Annotated in this window: 13 protein-coding genes; 7 read left to right on the top strand and 6 right to left on the bottom strand. The window is 72.0% G+C overall.

Going from position 1 to position 17,247, the window contains the following annotated elements:
• Positions 1-6: 6 nt before the first annotated feature.
• Positions 7-1,014: a LacI family DNA-binding transcriptional regulator gene (locus ABZ887_RS26785; RefSeq protein WP_361294183.1), complete on the bottom strand. Its 1,008-nt coding sequence runs from the start codon at positions 1,012-1,014 to the stop codon at positions 7-9.
• 264 nt (positions 1,015-1,278) lie between these two features.
• On the opposite strand from ABZ887_RS26785, the gene ABZ887_RS26780 reads away from it, so the two are divergent.
• The 6 genes from ABZ887_RS26780 to ABZ887_RS26755 are packed head-to-tail and all read left to right on the top strand — an operon-like array spanning position 1,279 to position 10,715.
• On the top strand, positions 1,279-2,571 hold the full coding sequence (locus ABZ887_RS26780; protein ID WP_361293942.1) for an extracellular solute-binding protein: 1,293 nt from the start codon (positions 1,279-1,281) through the stop codon (positions 2,569-2,571).
• A 7-nt stretch (positions 2,572-2,578) separates the two neighbouring features.
• Positions 2,579-3,466, top strand: a complete 888-nt coding sequence (locus ABZ887_RS26775; protein WP_361293939.1) for a sugar ABC transporter permease — start codon at positions 2,579-2,581, stop codon at positions 3,464-3,466.
• Positions 3,467-3,480: 14 nt separating this feature from the next.
• The gene (locus tag ABZ887_RS26770) at positions 3,481-4,386 is read left to right on the top strand and encodes a carbohydrate ABC transporter permease (protein WP_361294180.1); all 906 of its coding nucleotides are present in this window, start codon (positions 3,481-3,483) and stop codon (positions 4,384-4,386) included.
• Positions 4,387-4,415: 29 nt separating this feature from the next.
• Entirely contained in the window at positions 4,416-5,663 is a 1,248-nt protein-coding gene (locus tag ABZ887_RS26765; protein ID WP_361293936.1) for a glycosyl hydrolase, read from the top strand.
• Positions 5,660-7,669, top strand: coding sequence for an endo-beta-N-acetylglucosaminidase (locus ABZ887_RS26760; protein ID WP_361293933.1), 2,010 nt, complete (start codon positions 5,660-5,662; stop codon positions 7,667-7,669). The genes ABZ887_RS26765 and ABZ887_RS26760 overlap by 4 nt, the downstream gene beginning before the upstream one ends.
• A 28-nt stretch (positions 7,670-7,697) precedes the next feature.
• The gene (locus tag ABZ887_RS26755) at positions 7,698-10,715 is read left to right on the top strand and encodes a glycoside hydrolase family 38 C-terminal domain-containing protein (RefSeq protein WP_361293930.1); all 3,018 of its coding nucleotides are present in this window, start codon (positions 7,698-7,700) and stop codon (positions 10,713-10,715) included.
• 16 nt (positions 10,716-10,731) lie between these two features.
• On the opposite strand, the gene ABZ887_RS26750 is transcribed toward ABZ887_RS26755, so the two are convergent.
• Positions 10,732-11,598, bottom strand: a complete 867-nt coding sequence (locus ABZ887_RS26750; RefSeq protein ID WP_361293927.1) for an NAD-dependent protein deacetylase of SIR2 family — start codon at positions 11,596-11,598, stop codon at positions 10,732-10,734.
• Between the two features lie 35 nt (positions 11,599-11,633).
• Here ABZ887_RS26750 and ABZ887_RS26745 point away from each other — a divergent pair, with 35 nt between their 5' ends.
• Entirely contained in the window at positions 11,634-12,560 is a 927-nt protein-coding gene (locus tag ABZ887_RS26745) for an AraC family transcriptional regulator (RefSeq protein ID WP_361293924.1), read from the top strand.
• On the opposite strand, the gene ABZ887_RS26740 is transcribed toward ABZ887_RS26745, so the two are convergent.
• The 4 genes from ABZ887_RS26740 to ABZ887_RS26725 all read right to left on the bottom strand — a co-directional run bounded on the left by ABZ887_RS26740 (position 12,548) and on the right by ABZ887_RS26725 (position 17,223).
• The gene (locus tag ABZ887_RS26740; protein ID WP_361293921.1) at positions 12,548-14,008 is read right to left on the bottom strand and encodes an aldehyde dehydrogenase family protein; all 1,461 of its coding nucleotides are present in this window, start codon (positions 14,006-14,008) and stop codon (positions 12,548-12,550) included. The two genes, ABZ887_RS26745 and ABZ887_RS26740, sit on opposite strands and share 13 nt — an antisense overlap.
• 30 nt (positions 14,009-14,038) lie before the next feature.
• Positions 14,039-15,022, bottom strand: a complete 984-nt coding sequence (locus tag ABZ887_RS26735) for a macro domain-containing protein (RefSeq protein ID WP_361293918.1) — start codon at positions 15,020-15,022, stop codon at positions 14,039-14,041.
• A gap of 105 nt (positions 15,023-15,127) precedes the next feature.
• Complete coding sequence (locus ABZ887_RS26730) at positions 15,128-16,243, bottom strand: NAD(P)-dependent alcohol dehydrogenase (protein WP_361293915.1); 1,116 nt, start codon at positions 16,241-16,243, stop codon at positions 15,128-15,130.
• Between the two features lie 254 nt (positions 16,244-16,497).
• The gene (locus ABZ887_RS26725) at positions 16,498-17,223 is read right to left on the bottom strand and encodes a FadR/GntR family transcriptional regulator (RefSeq protein WP_361293912.1); all 726 of its coding nucleotides are present in this window, start codon (positions 17,221-17,223) and stop codon (positions 16,498-16,500) included.
• Between the last annotated feature and the right edge of the window lie 24 nt (positions 17,224-17,247).

The raw sequence follows: 17,247 nt of genomic DNA, 5'->3' as shown, positions 1-17,247 counted from the left end.
GGAGCGTCACCCACGAGCGGGTGCCGTGCTGCCCCGTACCGTCAGCCGGGGCACCGGCACCCGCACCGCCCGCGCCGTACCCCCGTCCAGCAGGGCCGTCAGCTCCCGGGCCGCCGTGCGGCCGAACTCCGTGCTGTCGCGGGAGAGGGCGGAGAGCCAGGGCTTGACCATGCGGCACAGGGCCGAGTCCTCCCAGGAGACGACGGAGACGTCGTCGGGGACCGAGTAACCGAGCTCCGCCGCTGCCGCGACGCCGGCCACCGCCATCACGTCGTTGTCGTAGATGAGGGCTGTCGGGGGCGGGGTCGCGCGCAGGACGCGGCGGGTGACGGCCGCGCCCTCGGCGTCGGAGTAGTCGGTAGTGACCGAGTGGACCTCGCCCAGGCCGCGCCGGTCGGCCTCGGCGCGCAGGGTGCGGATGCGGCGCTGGGTGTGCGCGAGGCCGGGCAGGCCGGCGATGTGGACGATGCGTCGGTGGCCGAGACCGGTCAGCTCGTCGACCACCGACGCCATCGCGGCCGCGTCGTCCGCCCACACCGTGGACAGACCCGGGTGCCGGTCGTCGGGTGCGCCGCCGATCACCACGGCGGGCAGGCCGAGTTCGTCCAGGAGGTCGGGGCGCGGGTCGTCGGCGCGCGGGTCGACGACCAGGATCCCGTCGACGCGGTGCTCCGCCCACCAGCGGCGGTAGACCGCACACTCGTCGGCCACGTCCTCCGCCATCTGGAAGAGCAGACCGAGATGGCGTTCGGCGAGCACCTCCTGGATGCCCGAGACCAGTTGGAGGAAGAAGGAGTCCACACCCAGGGAGTGTGCGGGGCGGGCGAGGACGAAGCCGACCGTGGCCGCGCCCTCGCCGGACAGGGCGCGGGCGGCCGTGCTGGGGCGCCAGCCGAGCTGCTCGGCGACCCGGTGGACCCGGGCCCGGGTCGTCTCGGAGACCCCAGGGCGGCCGTTGAGCGCGAAGGAGACCGCGCTCTCGGAGACTCCGGCGCGGCGCGCGATGTCCTTCATCGTCGGCCGGCGCGCGGGGACGCGTTTCTCCGCCAACTCACTTCCTCATTCGGTCGGGACGGCGATCTGCTAATGCGCTTGAGTCCCAACACCCTAAAGCGTATTAGTGATCGACCGCAATGCGCTTGTAACACCTTGCTGAACTGGGGATTTGAGCCACTAATGACTTTAGCTCCGCCGAATCCATTGACGCGGTGCCAAAACGGCGTGCAAGGTCTGGCCCGGCACCTCCGGCCGACCCCGCTGCAAAGGAGCAACGGAACCATGCGTATCTCCCGCAGAGCCTTCGCCCTCGCCGCTGCCGCCGTCCTCGCCCTGCCGCTGAGCGCCTGCGGTTCCGGCGGGGACGACGGCGGTTCCACCGACGCCTCGGGCAAGGTCGAGGGCGACATCACCTTCCAGACCTGGAACCTGCGCGCCAACTTCAAGTCGTACTTCGACGGCTTGGTCTCGGACTTCGAGAAGAAGTACCCCGGCACCCATGTGAAGTGGATCGACCAGCCGGCCGAGGGCTACGCCGACAAGATCAGCGCGGACGCGGCCGGCGGCACGCTCCCGGACGTCGTCAACGTCTCCCCGGACCTCGTCGCCCCGCTCGCCAAGGCGGGCCTCGCCCTCGACCTCGACAAGGCGGCGGCCAAGTACAAGCCCGAGTATCTGGCGGGCGCCTGGGCCAGCCATCAGATACCGGGGACGAGCGGGACGTACGCCTTCCCCTGGTACCTGAACACCGGACCGCTCTTCTACAACAAGACCCTGTTCAAGCAGGCCGGACTCGATCCGGAGCAGCCGCCGAAGACGTACGACGAACTCTTCGCCGACGCCCTGAAGATGGCGCAGCAGAGCGACGGCAAGGTCGCCACCCTCGCCAACGTGCCGACCATCGAGGACTTCGGGCGGTACGGCTCGCAGCTGATGAACGAGGCGGGGACCGGGTTCGCCTTCAACGACGCCAAGGGCGTCGAACTGCTCACCAAGTACAAGGAGTTGTACGACGCGAAGGCGCTCGACCCGCAGGCGCTGACCGCCACTCCCGAGTCCACCGGCAAGAAGTTCCTCACCGGGGCCGTCGCCATGAACCCCGGCAGCGCCCTCGACCTCGCCAACTTCAAGAAGCAGGCGCCGAGCCTGTACAAGAACATCGGCATCACCGACCAGATCACCAGCACCGGGCACGTCAACATGTACGTGATGGGCGTGATGGTCAACTCGAAGACCAAGCACACGGCGGCCGCCGTCGCCTTCGCGCACTTCGTGACCGACGCGCAGAACCAGATGTCCTTCGCCAAGAAGGTCGCCATCTTCCCGAGCACCGCCGGCTCCCTCGACGACCCGTACTTCACCAAGGAGGACGGCACGGACGAGACCCGGGTGCGCATCGCCGCCGCCAAGTCGCTGAAGAACGCGGTCAACTACACGCCCGTGCTGTTCAGCGACCAGATGAAGACCGCCCTGCGCAACGAGGTCGCCAAGACGCTGCAGGGCAAGGAGAGCCCCAAGACGGCCCTCGACAACGCTGTCAAGGCCTGCGACCGGCTGCTCCAGCAGGAGGGCTGAGGACCCGATGGCCGGCGTGACTCGCGTGCGGCGCCAACTGCCCACCAGCCCCTGGTTGTTCGCCGCCCCCGGGCTGCTGGTCGTCGGTGCCTTCGTGCTTTATCCGTTCGTCTCGACGGTGGTCAACTCCTTCACGGACCGCCGCACCCTGATCCCGGGCCGCTTCGTCGGTCTCGCCAACTTCCGTGAGCTCATCCACGACGACATGTTCTGGACCGGGCTGCGCAACAGCTGCCTGTACATCGTCGGGGTGGTGCCCGCCCTCGTCGTCCTGCCCCTGCTGCTCGCCCTGCTGGTGCAGAAGAACATCCCCGGCATCACCTTCTTCCGGTCCGCCTTCTACACCCCGGTCGTCGCCTCGATCGTCGTGGTCGGACTCATCTGGGTGTGGCTCCTGGACGAACGCGGCCTGGTCAACTCGCTGCTGGAGACCGTCGGGATCGGCCGGGTCGGCTTCCTCAGCGACCAGTGGCTGCTCCTGCTGAGCGCGATGGCGGTCACGGTCTGGAAGGGCCTCGGCTACTACATGATCATCTATCTGGCCGCGCTCGCCGACGTGCCGCGCGAGCTGCACGAGGCCGCCGCCGTGGACGGCGCCGGAGCGGTCCGGCGCTTCCTCACCGTCACCGTGCCCGCCGTACGCTCCACCATGGTTTTGGTCGCCGCGCTCTCCTCGGTCGCCGCCTTCAAGACGTTCTCCGAGGTCTACCTGCTGGCAGGACCGGACGGCGGCCCGGCCGGCGAGGACACCACCCTCGTCATGCTCGTCCAGCAGACCGGCACCGGACTCACCGGCCGGGTCGGCTACGCCTCGGCGCTGTCCGTCGTCGTCTTCGTCGTCACCGTCGCGCTGATGCTCCTCGTGCTGCGCGCCGACCGCAGGGAGCGCCCGTGAGCACCGCGCCGCCCATGAGCACCGACGCACCCACGAGCAGCGCGCCGCCCGTACGCCCCGTCAAGGAGCCCCGGGTCACCGACGAACACGGGCGCCGCATCCGGATCGGCGAACTGGTCCTGCGGTACGCGCTGCTGCTGGTCGTTCTCGCCCTCACGATCGGCCCGTTCCTGTGGCAGCTGTCCACCTCGCTCAAGGGCCCGACCGAGGACATCTTCGCCTCACCGCCCAGCTTCCTGCCCGAACACCCCACCCTCCACAACTACCGGCGGGTCGCCGACACCATCCCCGTCTGGGACTACGCCCTCAACTCCCTGAAGGTCGCGAGCGCGAGCGTGGTGACCAACTGCGTCGGCTCGGCACTCGCCGGCTACGCCCTGGCCCGGCTGCGCTACCGCGGCCGCCGGATCGCCACCCTCGTGTTCATCCTCGCGATGCTGGTGCCGGTGGAGGGCATCATCATCGCCCAGTTCACCACCATGCGTGAACTCGGCCTCAACAACACCCTGATCGGCGTCGTCCTGCCCGGCTCGATCGGCGCCATGAACGTGCTGCTGATGCGCAACGCCTTCCTCAACCTCCCCTACGAGATCGAGGAGGCGGCCTACGTCGACGGCGCCAACGCCTGGCAGCGGTTCCTGCGGATCGCCCTGCCGTCGGTGAAGGGCACCCTCGCCGTCGTCGCGATCTTCGCCTTCATGGGCGCCTGGGACGACTTCCTGTGGCCGCTCATCGTGCTCAGCGACCCCTCCAGGTTCACGCTCACCATCGGCCTCAACTACCTGCACGGCACCTTCGCCAACGACGAACGCCTCGTCGCCGCCGGCACCGTGATCGCCGTGGCCCCGCTCATCGCCCTGTTCGCCTGCCTCCAGCGGTACTTCTTCCGGGGCGTCGGCGAGGGAGCCGTCAAGGGCTGACCCCCGTCAACCGCCAGCAAGGAATACGCATGCCTCCTGCCGTGCGCTTCGGCGTCAACTACACCCCCAGCGAAGGGTGGTTCCACCACTGGCTCGACTTCGACCTCGACTCCGTACGCGCCGACCTCGACTCGATCGCCGCGCTCGGCCTGGACCACATCAGGGTCTTCCCGCTGTGGCCCTACTTCCAGCCCAACCGCACGCTGATCCGCCCGCACGCCGTCGAGCAGCTCCTCGCCCTCGCCGACGCGGCGGCCGAACGCGGCCTGGACGTCAACGTCGACGGTCTGCAGGGGCACCTGAGCAGCTTCGACTTCCTGCCCGCCTGGACCCGTACCTGGCACCGGCGCAACCTCTTCACCGACCCGCAGGTCGTCGAGGGCGAGGCCGCCTACCTGCGCACCCTCGCAGCCGCCCTCGCGGACCGGCCCAACTTCATCGGGATGACCATCGGCAACGAGGTCAACCAGTTCGCCGCGGGACCGCATCCCGATCCGGACCGGATCAGCGCGGCGGAGGCGGAGCAGTGGCTCGTAAGGCTGCTGGCCGCCTGCGCCGAGGGCGCCCCCGGCCGGCTCCATCTGCACGCCTCCTACGACGCCGCCTGGTACCAGGACGACCAGCCCTTCACCCCCGCCCACTCGGCCCGCCTCGGCGAGGTCACCGCCGTGCACTCCTGGGTGTTCGACGGCACCGCCCAGCGGCACGGCCGGACCGGCCTCCAGACCGAGCAACACGCGGCGTATCTGGTCGAGTTGAGCAAGGCCTGGGCCGAGGACGCACACCGGCCCGTCTGGCTCCAGGAGGTGGGCGCGCCCGCCCCGCTGATCCCCGCCGAGCACGCGGCCGCCTTCGCCGAGGCGACGATCACCGCCGTACTGGACTGCCCCGACCTGTGGGGCATCACCTGGTGGTGCTCCCACGACGTCAGCCGGAGCCTCGCCGACTTCCCCGAACTCGAATATGGTCTAGGCCTGTTGGCCAACGACCGCAAGCCCAAGGACATCGCCCACGTCCTCGCGGCGGCCGAGTCCAGGGCGGCGGCGACGCGTTCCACCGCGCTCGTCGTGCCCGCGGAACCGGCCCTGCGCTCCCGGTGCGCGCCCGGCGGACCCGTCTTCGACGCCTGGTTCCGGCTGGCCGCCGACGGCGCCCGCCCCACCACCGTCCTCGACACGCGCGCGAGGGACCAGGAGCATCTCGTCGCGCGCGGCATCACCGAAGTCGTCACTCCCGACCAGGTTCTCCCCACCCCACAAGGAGGCACCCGCTCGTGAACCCCACCAGACGCACCGTCCTCGTCGCCGCCACCGCGGCGGCCTTTTTACCCACCCCCGCCAGGGCCGCCACCCCGAAGGCCACCGCGGCTGCCACCACGGCCACCCCGCCCTACGCGTCGTACTTCTACCCGGACTCGTTCCCCTCCGGCAGCCCGGGCACCGGCATCACCTGGCGCAGCCTGAAGACCTGGACGGCGGCCGGCGACCCCGACCTCGCCTTCAACGCCGCCTCCGTGCCGCTCGCCACCCGCTTCACCCCGACCCCCGCCAACACCACCGCCCGCTCCGGACAGGCCCGCATCCAGTCGCTGGTCTCCTTCGGGCCCACGTCCGGCAACCCGTCCCAGGGCTCGGCCACCGCCGACTACTACGCCCTCACCCACTGGGCCTACCTCGACGAGCTGGTCTTCTGGGGCGGCTCGGCGGGCGAGGGCCTGATCCTCGCCCCGAACGCGCCGATCGTCGACGCGGCCCACCGGCACGGCGTGCCCGTCCTCGGCAACATCTTCCTGCCGCCCACCGCCTACGGCGGCCAGCTCCAGTGGACCCGCGACCTGGTCCAGACGGACACCACCGGGCACTACCCCCTCGCGGCCCAGCTCGTCGCCCTGGCCGCCGCCTACGGCTTCGACGGCTGGTTCGTGAACGCCGAGACCAGCGGCGGCAACACCGCCCTCGGCACCGCCATGCTCGGCTTCGTCAGGGAGCTCAAGTCCCTCGCCGCGGCCCGGGGACAGCGGGTCACCTGGTACGACGCGATGACCGTCAACGGCACGGTCAGCTGGCAGGGCGCGCTGAACAGCCAGAACCAGTCGTTCTTCCAGGCGGCCGACGACATGTTCGTCGACTTCCGGTGGAGCACCTCGACGCTCGCCTCGTCGGGCACCAACGCCGTGCAGCTCGGCCGCAGCCGCTACGAGCTGTGGGCCGGGGTCGACGTCGAGTCCAACGGCTCCAACACCTCCGTGAACTGGAACGCGATGGTGCCCAGCAGCTCGGCGCACATCACGTCCGTCGGCTTCTACCGGCCCGAGTGGACCCGCAACCACCTGCCCGCGAGCCGTACCCCCGGCGACTTCCACGCCGCCGACGACCGGTTCTGGACCGGACGGTCACTGGACCCCTCCCGGCCCGACAGCACCGATCCCTGGCGGGCGCCCGCGGTGTCGGTGGCGGACCGGTCGACCGTGTCGGCGGTGCCGTTCGCGAGCGTCTTCAACACCGGGCACGGACTGCGCTGGTACGAGGACGGCGAGGTCGTTTCGGACGCGCCCTGGAACCACCTCGGCCTGCAGGACCGGCTGCCGTCGCGGCGCTGGGCGGTCCGGACGGCGGGCACCGGGCCGGCCGTGACCTTCGACTTCGCGGACGCCTGGCGGGGCGGCAGCAGCGTGCTGGTGAACGGCGCGCTGGACCAGCCGGTGGTCCTGGACCTCTACGCGACCCAGCTCCCGATCACGGCACAGACGGTTGTCGAGCTGACCTACCGGACCGACTCCGGAGGCGTGGACGTCGAGCTCGCCATCGCCACTGCCGAACCGGGCAGCGCCGGTGCCGCGCCGCCGTACACCTATCTGCCGGTGGACCCGGGCGACGGCTGGTTGACCGCGACCGTACCGCTGACCGGTCTCTCCGGCACCGTCCACGCCCTCGGTGTCCGCCTCACCGCGACCACCGGGCCGGTCCAGTGGCGGCTCGGCGCGATCGCCGTACGGGAGGCGCCGAGCACCCCCGCCGCTCCCGCCGCCGCGCAGGTCACCGCGGCCGACGGCGGCAGCCTGCGGCTCGCCTGGGACGCCGCGCCCGGGGCCGTCCGGCAGTACACCCTGCACCGGCTCCTCCCCGACGGCACCCGGCGCTTCCTCGGCGCCACCGGCCAGCGGGCCTATTTCCTGACCGGCCTCCAGCCGGAGCAGGGCGAGACGACGGCACGGTTCGAAGTGCGTGCCGTAGGGGAGCTGTACACCTCGTCGGATCCCGTGACCGTCACGCACACCTGGTAACCGGTAACCAACAAACGGAGCACCCCACATGCATGACGACCGCAGCCTGGTCGAAGCCCGCCTGAGGCGCGTCCTCGACGAGCGCATCCGTCCCGCCGTGTACCCCGAGTCCGTGCCGCTCGACGTCGCGGTGTGGCACGCGCCCGGCGAGCCCGTACCGGTCGCCGAGGGTCTCGCGGCCGAGCCCGAGCCGATCGCGGTGGGCGCCCGGTGGGGTGCTCCGTGGGGCACCAGCTGGTTCCGGGTGACCGGGACCGTGCCCGAGGCGTGGGCAGGGCGGACCGTGGAGGCCCTGCTCGACCTCGGCTTCGACGAGAACATGCCCGGCTTCCAGTGCGAGGGTCTCGCCTACCGGCCCGACGGCACCCCGGTGAAGGGCCTCAACCCGCGCAACCAGTGGGTCCGCGTCGGCGCCCCCGTGGCGGGCGGCGAGGAGGTGCGGCTGCACGTCGAGGCCGCCTCCAACCCCGTGATCCTCGACTACCACCCCTTCCGGCCCACCTGGCTCGGTGACAAGGACACCGCCGGGCACGAACCGCAGTACACGCTCACCCGGATGGACCTCGCGGTCTTCGACGAGACCGTGTGGAACCTGGTGACCGACCTGGAGGTGCTCGGCGAGCTGATGGCCGAACTGCCGGCCGACGGGGCACGTCGGTACGAGATCCTGCGTGCGGTCGAGCGGGCGCTGGACGCCGTGGACCTGCAGGACGTGAACGGTACGGCGGAGCGGGCGCGTTCGTGTCTCACCGGGGTCCTTGCCGTGCCTGCGGCGCCTTCCGCGCACCGGATCAGCGCGGTGGGGCACGCGCACATCGATTCGGCGTGGCTGTGGCCGTTGCGGGAGACGGTGCGCAAGGTGGCCCGTACGACCGCCAACATGACGGCCCTGATCGAGGACGAGCCGGAGTTCGTGTTCGCGATGTCCCAGGCGCAGCAGTGGGCGTGGGTGAAGGAGCACCGGCCGGAGGTGTGGGCGCGGGTGAAGAAGGCGGTGGCGGAGGGGCGGTTCGTGCCGACGGGCGGGATGTGGGTGGAGTCGGACACCAACATGCCGGGCTCGGAGGCGATGGCCCGTCAGTTCGTGCACGGCAAGCGGTTCTTCCTGGACGAGTTCGGCATCGAGAACGACGAGGCCTGGCTGCCGGACACCTTCGGCTTCGCGGCGGGCCTGCCGCAGATCATCAGGGCGGCGGGCTCGACCCGGCTGCTCACCCAGAAGATCTCCTGGTCCCGGACGAACACGTTCCCGCACCACACCTTCCAGTGGGAGGGCATCGACGGCACCCGGATCTTCACCCACTTCCCGCCCGTCGACACCTACAACTGCTCCATGAAGGGCAGCGAACTCGCCCACGCGGCCCGCAACTTCAAGGACAAGGGCCGCGCCCGGCACTCCCTCGCACCCACCGGCTGGGGCGACGGGGGCGGCGGCACGACCCGCGAGATGGTCGCCAAGGCGGCCCGGCTGCGCAGCCTGGAGGGCTCGGCGGCCGTCGTCTGGGAGACCCCGGCCGACTTCTTCGCCAAGGCCGAGGCCGAATACCCCGACCCACCGGTGTGGGTGGGTGAGCTCTACCTCGAACTGCACCGCGCCACCCTCACCAGTCAGGCGAAGACCAAACAGGGCAACCGGCGCAGCGAACACCTCCTGAGGGAGGCCGAGCTGTGGGCGGCGACGGCCGCGGTCCGCGCCGGATTCGCCTACCCCTACGAGGAGTTGGACCGGATCTGGAAGACGGTCCTGCTCCACCAGTTCCACGACATCCTGCCCGGCTCGTCGATCGCCTGGGTGCACCGCGAGGCCAGGGCCACGTACCAGCGGATCGCCGCCGAACTCGACGGGATCATCGGCGCGGCCCAGCGCGCCCTGGCGGGGGAGGGCGACCGGCCGCTGCTCTTCAACGCGGCGCCGCACGGCAGAAGTGGCGTCCCCGCCGGGGGAGCGGGGCCGGAACAGCCGACCGGAGAGGTGACGGTCTCGGACCGGCCCGACGGCGGACACGTCCTCGCCAACGGCGTCCTGCGCGTCGAGATCGACGCCCGCGGTCTCGTCGTGTCCGCCCACGACCTCGACGCCGACCGCGAGACCGTCGCCCCCGGCACCGCCGCCAACCTGCTCCAGCTCCACCCGGACTTCCCCAACCAGTGGGACGCCTGGGACGTCGACGCCTTCTACCGCAACGCGGTCACCGACCTCACGGACACCGACGAGCTGACGGCCGGCGAGGACGGCCGGTCCGTCCGGGTCGTTCGGTCCTTCGGCTCCTCCCGGGTCACGCAGGTGCTGTCGCTGCCGCCCGGGGAGCGCCGCCTGCTGATCGACACGGAGGTCGACTGGCACGAGACGGAGAAGTTCCTGAAGCTGGCCTTCCCGCTCGACCTGCACGCCGAACGGTACGCGTCCGAGACCCAGTTCGGGCACTTCCACCGCCCGACCCACACCAACACCTCCTGGGAGGCGGCCAAGTTCGAGGCCTGCAACCACCGCTTCGTCCAACTGGAGGAACCGGGCTGGGGCGTGGCGGTCGTCAACGACTCCACGTACGGCCACGACGTGACCCGCAGCGTCCGCACGGACGGCGACCACGGTACGACGACCACCGTCCGGGTCTCGCTGCTGCGCGCGCCCCGCTTCCCCGACCCCGAGACCGACCAGGGCATCCATCGCTTCCGGCACGCCCTGGTGCCGGGCGCGGGCATCGCGGACGCGGTGCGGGAAGGCTGGCGGATCAACCTGCCGGAGCGCCGGATCCTCGGCGCCCGCGACGTCGCCCCGCTGGTGACGGTCGACGACGACGCGGTGGTCGTCACGGCGGTGAAGCTGGCGGACGACGGGAGCGGCGACGTGGTGGTCCGCTTCCACGAGGCCCACGGCGGCCGGGCGCGCGCCACGCTGACGGCGGGCTTCGAGGTGGCGGACGTGACGGTGACCGACCTGCTGGAGCGGCCGTCGGGCGCACCGGCGCCGGACCGGGCGGGTGACGCGGTGTCGCTGCGGCTGCGGCCCTTCGAACTGGTGACTCTGCGGTTCCGGCGGGCCTGAGGCGACGGAGCGCCCCTCAGGGGACGAGTGCGTCGAGGACCGGGCCTGCCCCGCAAGGCAGGGACAGCGCCCGGTCGCCGAGGTCGGACGGCACGTCGGGATGATCGGGGTTCACCCGCACGAGCCGGGCCCGCGGGGTACGGCGCACCAGGTTCTCCATCGGCAGCCGGATCACGCCGGGGGTGTTGAATCCGGCGCCCATCTCCAGGACCAGCAGGCTGCTGTCCGCGGGCGCCGGGCCGAGCCACTGGGAGAGCCGTTGCCCCGCGGGAAGGTAGGGGTCGTCGACGAATTCGGGGCCGACCCGGACATTGGGAAAGACGGCGGCACCGCAGCGTGGGCACTCCGGCAGCGCGGCCGGGTCGGTCACCCGGCCGCTCTCACGGTCGTACACCGCGAGGATCCGGTCGAAGTACGGCTTGCTGGGCCAGGTCTCGCGTGTGCAGGGAACCGTGCACTGCAGGCGGCCGTAGTCGCCCTGGGGAGTGAAGACGCGGTCCGCGGCGAAGCCGTTGCGGGCGAAGAGGGCGTCGACGTTCGACGTCATGACCCAGTGGTCGCGGTCGCCGACCAGTGCCCGCAGCCGCTGGTAGAGGTCGTTGGGGCCCGGACCGTGGCGGATGTCGTCGATGTGGACGGCCCAGTAGCCCCACATCATGTCGGCCGGCAGCGGGGCGCCCAGCAGGTAGCGGGACCGCAGTCCCAGCCGGTGCAGCGCCGGCAGCAGCTCCCTGAAGCGGTCGGCGTCCCCGTAGTCGTAGCCGGCGGCCGCGCTGAGCCCGGCGCCCGCGGCGACCAGGACCCGGTCGGCCTCGCCCAGCCAGGAACGCAGTGTCTCGACCGCGTGCGGCGTGGAGGTGTGGGTGTTGCTCGTGGAACTCACGATTCCTCGGTTCCTTCCGGTTAGCCTGATGGCTGATGATGGTCAAAAAGCGACACGCCGCCCCGCGGGAGATCCCCGAGCTTCCGTTCGCCGCACCTGTGGGCACCCCCGCGGGTGCCGAGGTCATGTCGCTGGCCGAGCTGCGGAGCCGCGTGCCACCGCCCGCCCTCGCCCGGCCCCAGCGTCCCGACTTCCACCAGCTGCTCACCCTCACCTCGGGCGAACACCGTCAGACCGTGGACTTCACGGGCTACACCCTGCGGCCGGGTTCCTGGCTGTGGGTCCGGCCCGGGCGGGTGCAGCAGTGGGGGGACCTCACGCACGCGGACGGCGCGCTGATCCTGTTCCGGCAGGACATGCTGGACGCCGCCACCGCGGTGGCCGCCCGGGTCGACGACATGTACGCGCCCGTCGTCTGCACCCCGGGCACCGGCGACGCACCGGCGCTGGAGCTGGCCGCCGAGCATCTGCGGTACGAGTTCCGGGCGCTGGGGCAGCTGCCGCTGGAGGCGCACATGGCGGCCCTGCGCCACCTGCTGGCGGTGCTGGTGCTGCGGCTGGCCCATCTGACGGTTCCGGCCGGCGGCCCCGCACCGGAGCCCGACGAGATCTATCTCCGCTTCCGTGACGTCGTCGAGCGGAACTTCACCCGCACCCGGCGGGTGGAGGACTACGCCCGGATCCTCGGCTATTCGGCACGCACACTGGCCCGGGCCACGCTGAACGGCGCCGGGCTGAGCGCGAAGGAGTTCGTCGACCGCCGTGTCGTACTGGAGGCCAAGCGGCTGCTGGCGCACAGCGACCGGACCGCCGCCCAGATCTCGGACCAGCTCGGCTTCGTGAACCCCTCCCAGTTCAGCAAGTACTTCCTGCACCGGGTCGGCCGGTCCCCGATCGACTTCCGCGACACGGTCCGTGGCCGCCGGGCCGCTCATGAGCCGACGGGCGCTCAGAACGGGTAGCGGGCGTGCCGGTCCGCGACGGTCACCCAACGGGTGTTGGAGAACGCCTCGATGCCCCACCGCCCGCCGAACCGGCCGTAGCCCGAAGCCTTGACGCCGCCGAAGGGCGCGTGCGGCTCGTCCGCCACGGACTGGTCGTTGATGTGCACGATCCCGGTGCGGACGCGGCGCGCGACGGCCAGGCCGTGCGTCGCGTTCTCGGTGATGATGCCGCAGGTCAGGCCGTTCTCGGTGTCGTTGGCGAGCGCGATCGCGGTGTCGTCGTCGGCGAACGTCTCGACGACGCACACCGGGCCGAAGGCCTCCGCGTGGTAGAGCTCGGCGCTCCTGGGCACATCGGTCAGCACGGTCGCCGGATGCACGGCGCCCTCCGGGCGGCCGCCGCCCGTGAGCACGGTGGCACCCTCGGCGACCGCGTCCCGGACCAGACCCGCGACGCGCCTCGCCGCGGACGGGCTGACCAGCGGGCCCACGACCGTCTGCGGGTGGCCGGGGTCACCGGCCCGGAGCGCGGCGGCCTTCGCGGTGAACTTCTCCTTGAACTCCTCGGCGAGCGAGGCGTGCACGAGGATGCGGTCGGCCGACATGCAGATCTGGCCCGAGTTCATGAACACGCTGAACGTCGCGGCGTCGACGGCGTAGTCCACGTCGGCGTCGGCGAGGACGATCACCGCGTTCTTGCCGCCCAGTTCGAGGACGGCCGGCTTCACGTGGTCGGCCGCGTGCATGCCGATGACGCGGCCGACGTTCGTGGAGCCGGTGAAGTTCACGGCACGCACCCGGGGATCCGCGATCAGCGTCTCCGCGATCCGGGGGGCGTCCTCGCGGTCGTTCGTGACCACGTTGAGCACCCCGTCGGGCAGACCCGCTTCGCGCAGCACGTCGGCGACGAGCAGCCCGCAGGCAATGGGCGCGTCCTCGCTCGGCTTGACGACCACCGTGTTGCCCGCCGCCAGCGGACCCGCGACGGCCCGCACACCGAGGATGACCGGAGCGTTCCACGGGGCGAACGCCGCCACCACGCCCAGCGGTTCACGCACGGCCAGTCCCAGCACCCCCTCCTCCTGGGAACTGAGCACCTCACCCCGCGGCGCGGTGACCGCGGCCGCCGCCTCGCGCAGGATGTCGGCCCCGAGGCGCGCGTTGAAGTGCGCCCAGGGGCGCGTTCCGCCCGCCTCGCCGGCCATGGTCTCGACGACCTGCTCCGTCCTGGCGTCCAGCAGGTCGGCGGCCTTGAGGAAGACCGCCCTGCGGGCGAACGGGGTGATGGCCGCCCACTGCGCGAAGGCCGCGTCCGCGGCGTCCACCGCCCGCGTCACGTCCTCCGGGCCGGCCGCCGGAACGGTCGCGTAGACCTCGCCGGTGTAGGGGTTGATGTCCTGGGTGTTACGGCCGGAGAGCGCGGGCACGTCCTTGCCGTCGATCAGCATGTCACGGGTGACGGGCATGGTGGGTTTCCTTCGCTACGGGGGTGTGGGTCAGGCGGCTGTGCCAAGGGCTCCGCGGTAGGCCGTCTCGTCGTCGGCCGTGAACACGGTGAACACGATCCGGTCGAACCGGCCGGGGTGTGCGGCGAGCCAGTCGGCGACGGTGCGCAGGGCGACCCCGGCGGCCTCGTCCTTGGGGTATCCGAAGACGCCGGTGCTCACGGCGCACAAGGCCAGGGTGCGGATCGCCGGCACCTCGGCGGCGAGGTCGAGGCAGGCCCGGTAGGAGGCGGCCAGTGCCGCCGCGTCCCCGGTACCGGGCCTGCCGTCGGTGATCGGGCCGACGGTGTGCAGGACGTAGCGCGCCGGCAGGTGGTGGCCCCGGGTGATCTTGGCGGTTCCGGTGGGCTCGGAGGTGCCCTGGAGCGTCATGACGGTCGCGCAGTCGTCCCGCAGCCGAGGACCGGCGGCGCTGTGGATGGCGTTGTCGATACAGGGATGGAGCGGCCGGAAGCAGCCGAGCAGGGCGCTGTTCGCTGCGTTGACGATCGCGTCCGCCGCGAGCGTGGTGATGTCGCCCCGCCACAGCGCGGTGTGCCGCGCCGCCCGGTACGGGGCTCGGGGGAACTCCTCGGCGATCGAGGGGAGTTGCTGCCGGACGGCGACGGCGGGCCGCAGCCGGCGTTCCGCACCGAGTACGGCGTCGATCAGCTCGGCGGCGCCGCCGGGCAGCGGACCGGGAGGACGGACCGTGAGCAGGGTGCGCAGGAGCCGCCGGGCGATGGTCGCGTCGGCCGCGCCGGGATCGAGCAGGGAGTGGGCGCGCGGCCCGAGGCGTGACACGGCCGGGGCGCCGCCCAGCAGGCGCAGCACGGTACGCACGTGGTCGTCCAGCCGGTCGGCGGGTGCCGGGGCCGCCGCCGGCCGGAACGGCTCGTCGAGGCCTATCGCCTCCCGGTAGGCGGAGAGGGGGAGCACCCGGTGAGGGGCGCTCGGCTCGGCAAGGCCGTCGGGCGGGAACGGGGAGAGGGGCATGGCAGGCTCCGGAACGGACGTCGGCACGACGCATCTGACGGGGGCGACGTCGGCACGACGCATCTGGCGGGGGGCGAGGGGACGGCAGGGCGGCGCGCGCCGACGTCAGGCGGGGATGCGCAGCACCGGCTTGACGACCTTTCCGCTCGCCGCGTCGGCGGCGGCGTCGTTGATCTCGTCGGGCGAGTAGAAGCGGATCATCCGGTCGTAGGGCAGGCGCCCCGCCCGGTACAGGCCCACGAGGGACGGGACGAAGCCGAGCAGGTCGCTGTCGCCCTCGGTGACGCCCCGCACGACCCGCCCGTTGAGCAGGAAGTTGACGTCGAAGGTGCCGTCGGTGCCGACCGGCGGAGCCCCGACCACGGCCACGGTTCCCCGGACGGCGAGCGAGTCGGTGGCCTGCCGCAGCAGGGCGGGAACGCCGCTGCTCTCCAGCGCGTGGGTCACGCCCCGGCCCGCCGTGATCTCCCGCAGCCGCGCGGGAACGTCCTCCTCCGCGCCGTCGACGACATCGGTCGCCCCCAGCTCCCGGGCGAGGTCGAGGCGCGAGGGCACGATGTCGACGGCGATGACCCGGGCGGCCGGGGTCAGCGCGGCCGCCATGACCGCGGACAGCCCCACCGCCCCCGCGCCGAAGACGGCGACCGTGTCTCCGGGGCCGGGACGCAGTTCGTTGAGCACGGCACCCGCGCCGGTCTGCACACCGCAGCCGATGGGCGCGAGCAGCGCCAACTCGTCCTCGTCGGCGGCCTCGACCGGTACGACACTGCGCTCGTCGACCACGCAATGGCGGGCGAAGGAGGACTGGCCGAAGAAGCGCCCGCCCAGCGGGGTGCCGTCGGCGGCGCGGATCGGCGTGCTGCCGTCGGGCCGGGCACCGGCGAAATTGCGCGGGATGAACGTCTCGCAGTAGCCGGGACGGCCGTGTGCGCAGGCACCGCAGCGGCCGCAGGAACTGAAGGAGAGCAGCACCTTGTCACCGACGCCGACCCGGGTGACTCCGGAGCCGACGGCCGCCACGACACCGGCCCCCTCGTGGCCGAGGACGGCGGGCAGCGGGGTGTGGAGCTTCTCGTCCCGGACGGCGAGGTCGGTATGGCAGATTCCCGCGGCCACGACACGCACGAGGACCTCGTCCGGCCGGGGGTCCTCCAGCCGGACCCGCTGCCAGACGAACCTGCCCGAGCCGGGATGGACCACCGCTGCTCGCGTCTCGGTCATGGTCGCGCCTTCCTGCCGGTGAATGCGTGGGAGGCGGCGCATCACCCCGGGCGCCGCGCCGCGCTCCCAACCTAGGAGCCAGGTCGGCGAAAGAGCTGACGCAATCGTGACGCCCTATGGTCAGAATCCGACAGCATCGGCGGCCGGGGACGGTCGGCCGAAGCGGCGGATGCCGGCCGGCCACACCGCACCGTCACGCCGCACGGCCACACCGCACCGTCAAACTGCACGGCCACACCGCACGGGACGCCCCCTCAGGCGCCCAGCTGACTCCGCAGCCATTCCTCCACCTCGCCCACATGCGCGGCCGCCGCCGCCCTCGCCGCCTCCGGATCCCGGGCGACGAGGGCCCGGTGGATGGCGGCGTGCTCGCGGCGCGTCCTTGCGAACGCCCCCTCCTCCTCGTACCCCCGCCACACCCGGGCCCGGAAGGTCCGCGACGAGAGACCCTCCAGGATCGCGGCCATCGTGTCGTTCCCGGCGGCGCCCGCGATCACCCGGTGGAACGCGAGGTCGTGCGCGAGGATCTCCTCGGGATCGTCCGTCGCGTTCATCGCCGTGAGGTGCTTCTCCACCTCGGCCAGCTGGTCGGGCGTGATCCGCGCCGCGGCAAGCGCCGTCGCCGTCGACTCCAGTACCCGCCGCACCTCCAGCAGCTCCACCAGCTGCGGCCCGCGGGACAGATCGGCGACCACACCGAACGTCTCCAGCAGGTCGCCCGCCTCCAGCTGGGTGACGTAGATGCCGGAGCCGTGCCGGGCCTCCAGGACGCCGAGGACCGTGAGCGCGCGGATCGCCTCGCGCATGGAGCTGCGGGACATGCCCAGCTGGGCGGCGAGGTCCCGTTCCGTCGGCAGCCGCTGCCCCGGCTCCAGCCGGCCCTCCGCGATCATCGCCTTGATCCGCTCGATGGCGCGCTGCGTCACCGTGCCCTTCTGCGGAGCAGCAACGCCGTTCTCTGCTTCCCCGGTGTCCGTCACGCCACTCCTCCTGTCGCCGGTGCG

This window comes from Streptomyces sp. NPDC047061 (assembly GCF_040643955.1).
Lineage (GTDB): Bacteria > Actinomycetota > Actinomycetes > Streptomycetales > Streptomycetaceae > Streptomyces.
This window is presented reverse-complemented; position numbering and strand designations above follow the sequence as displayed.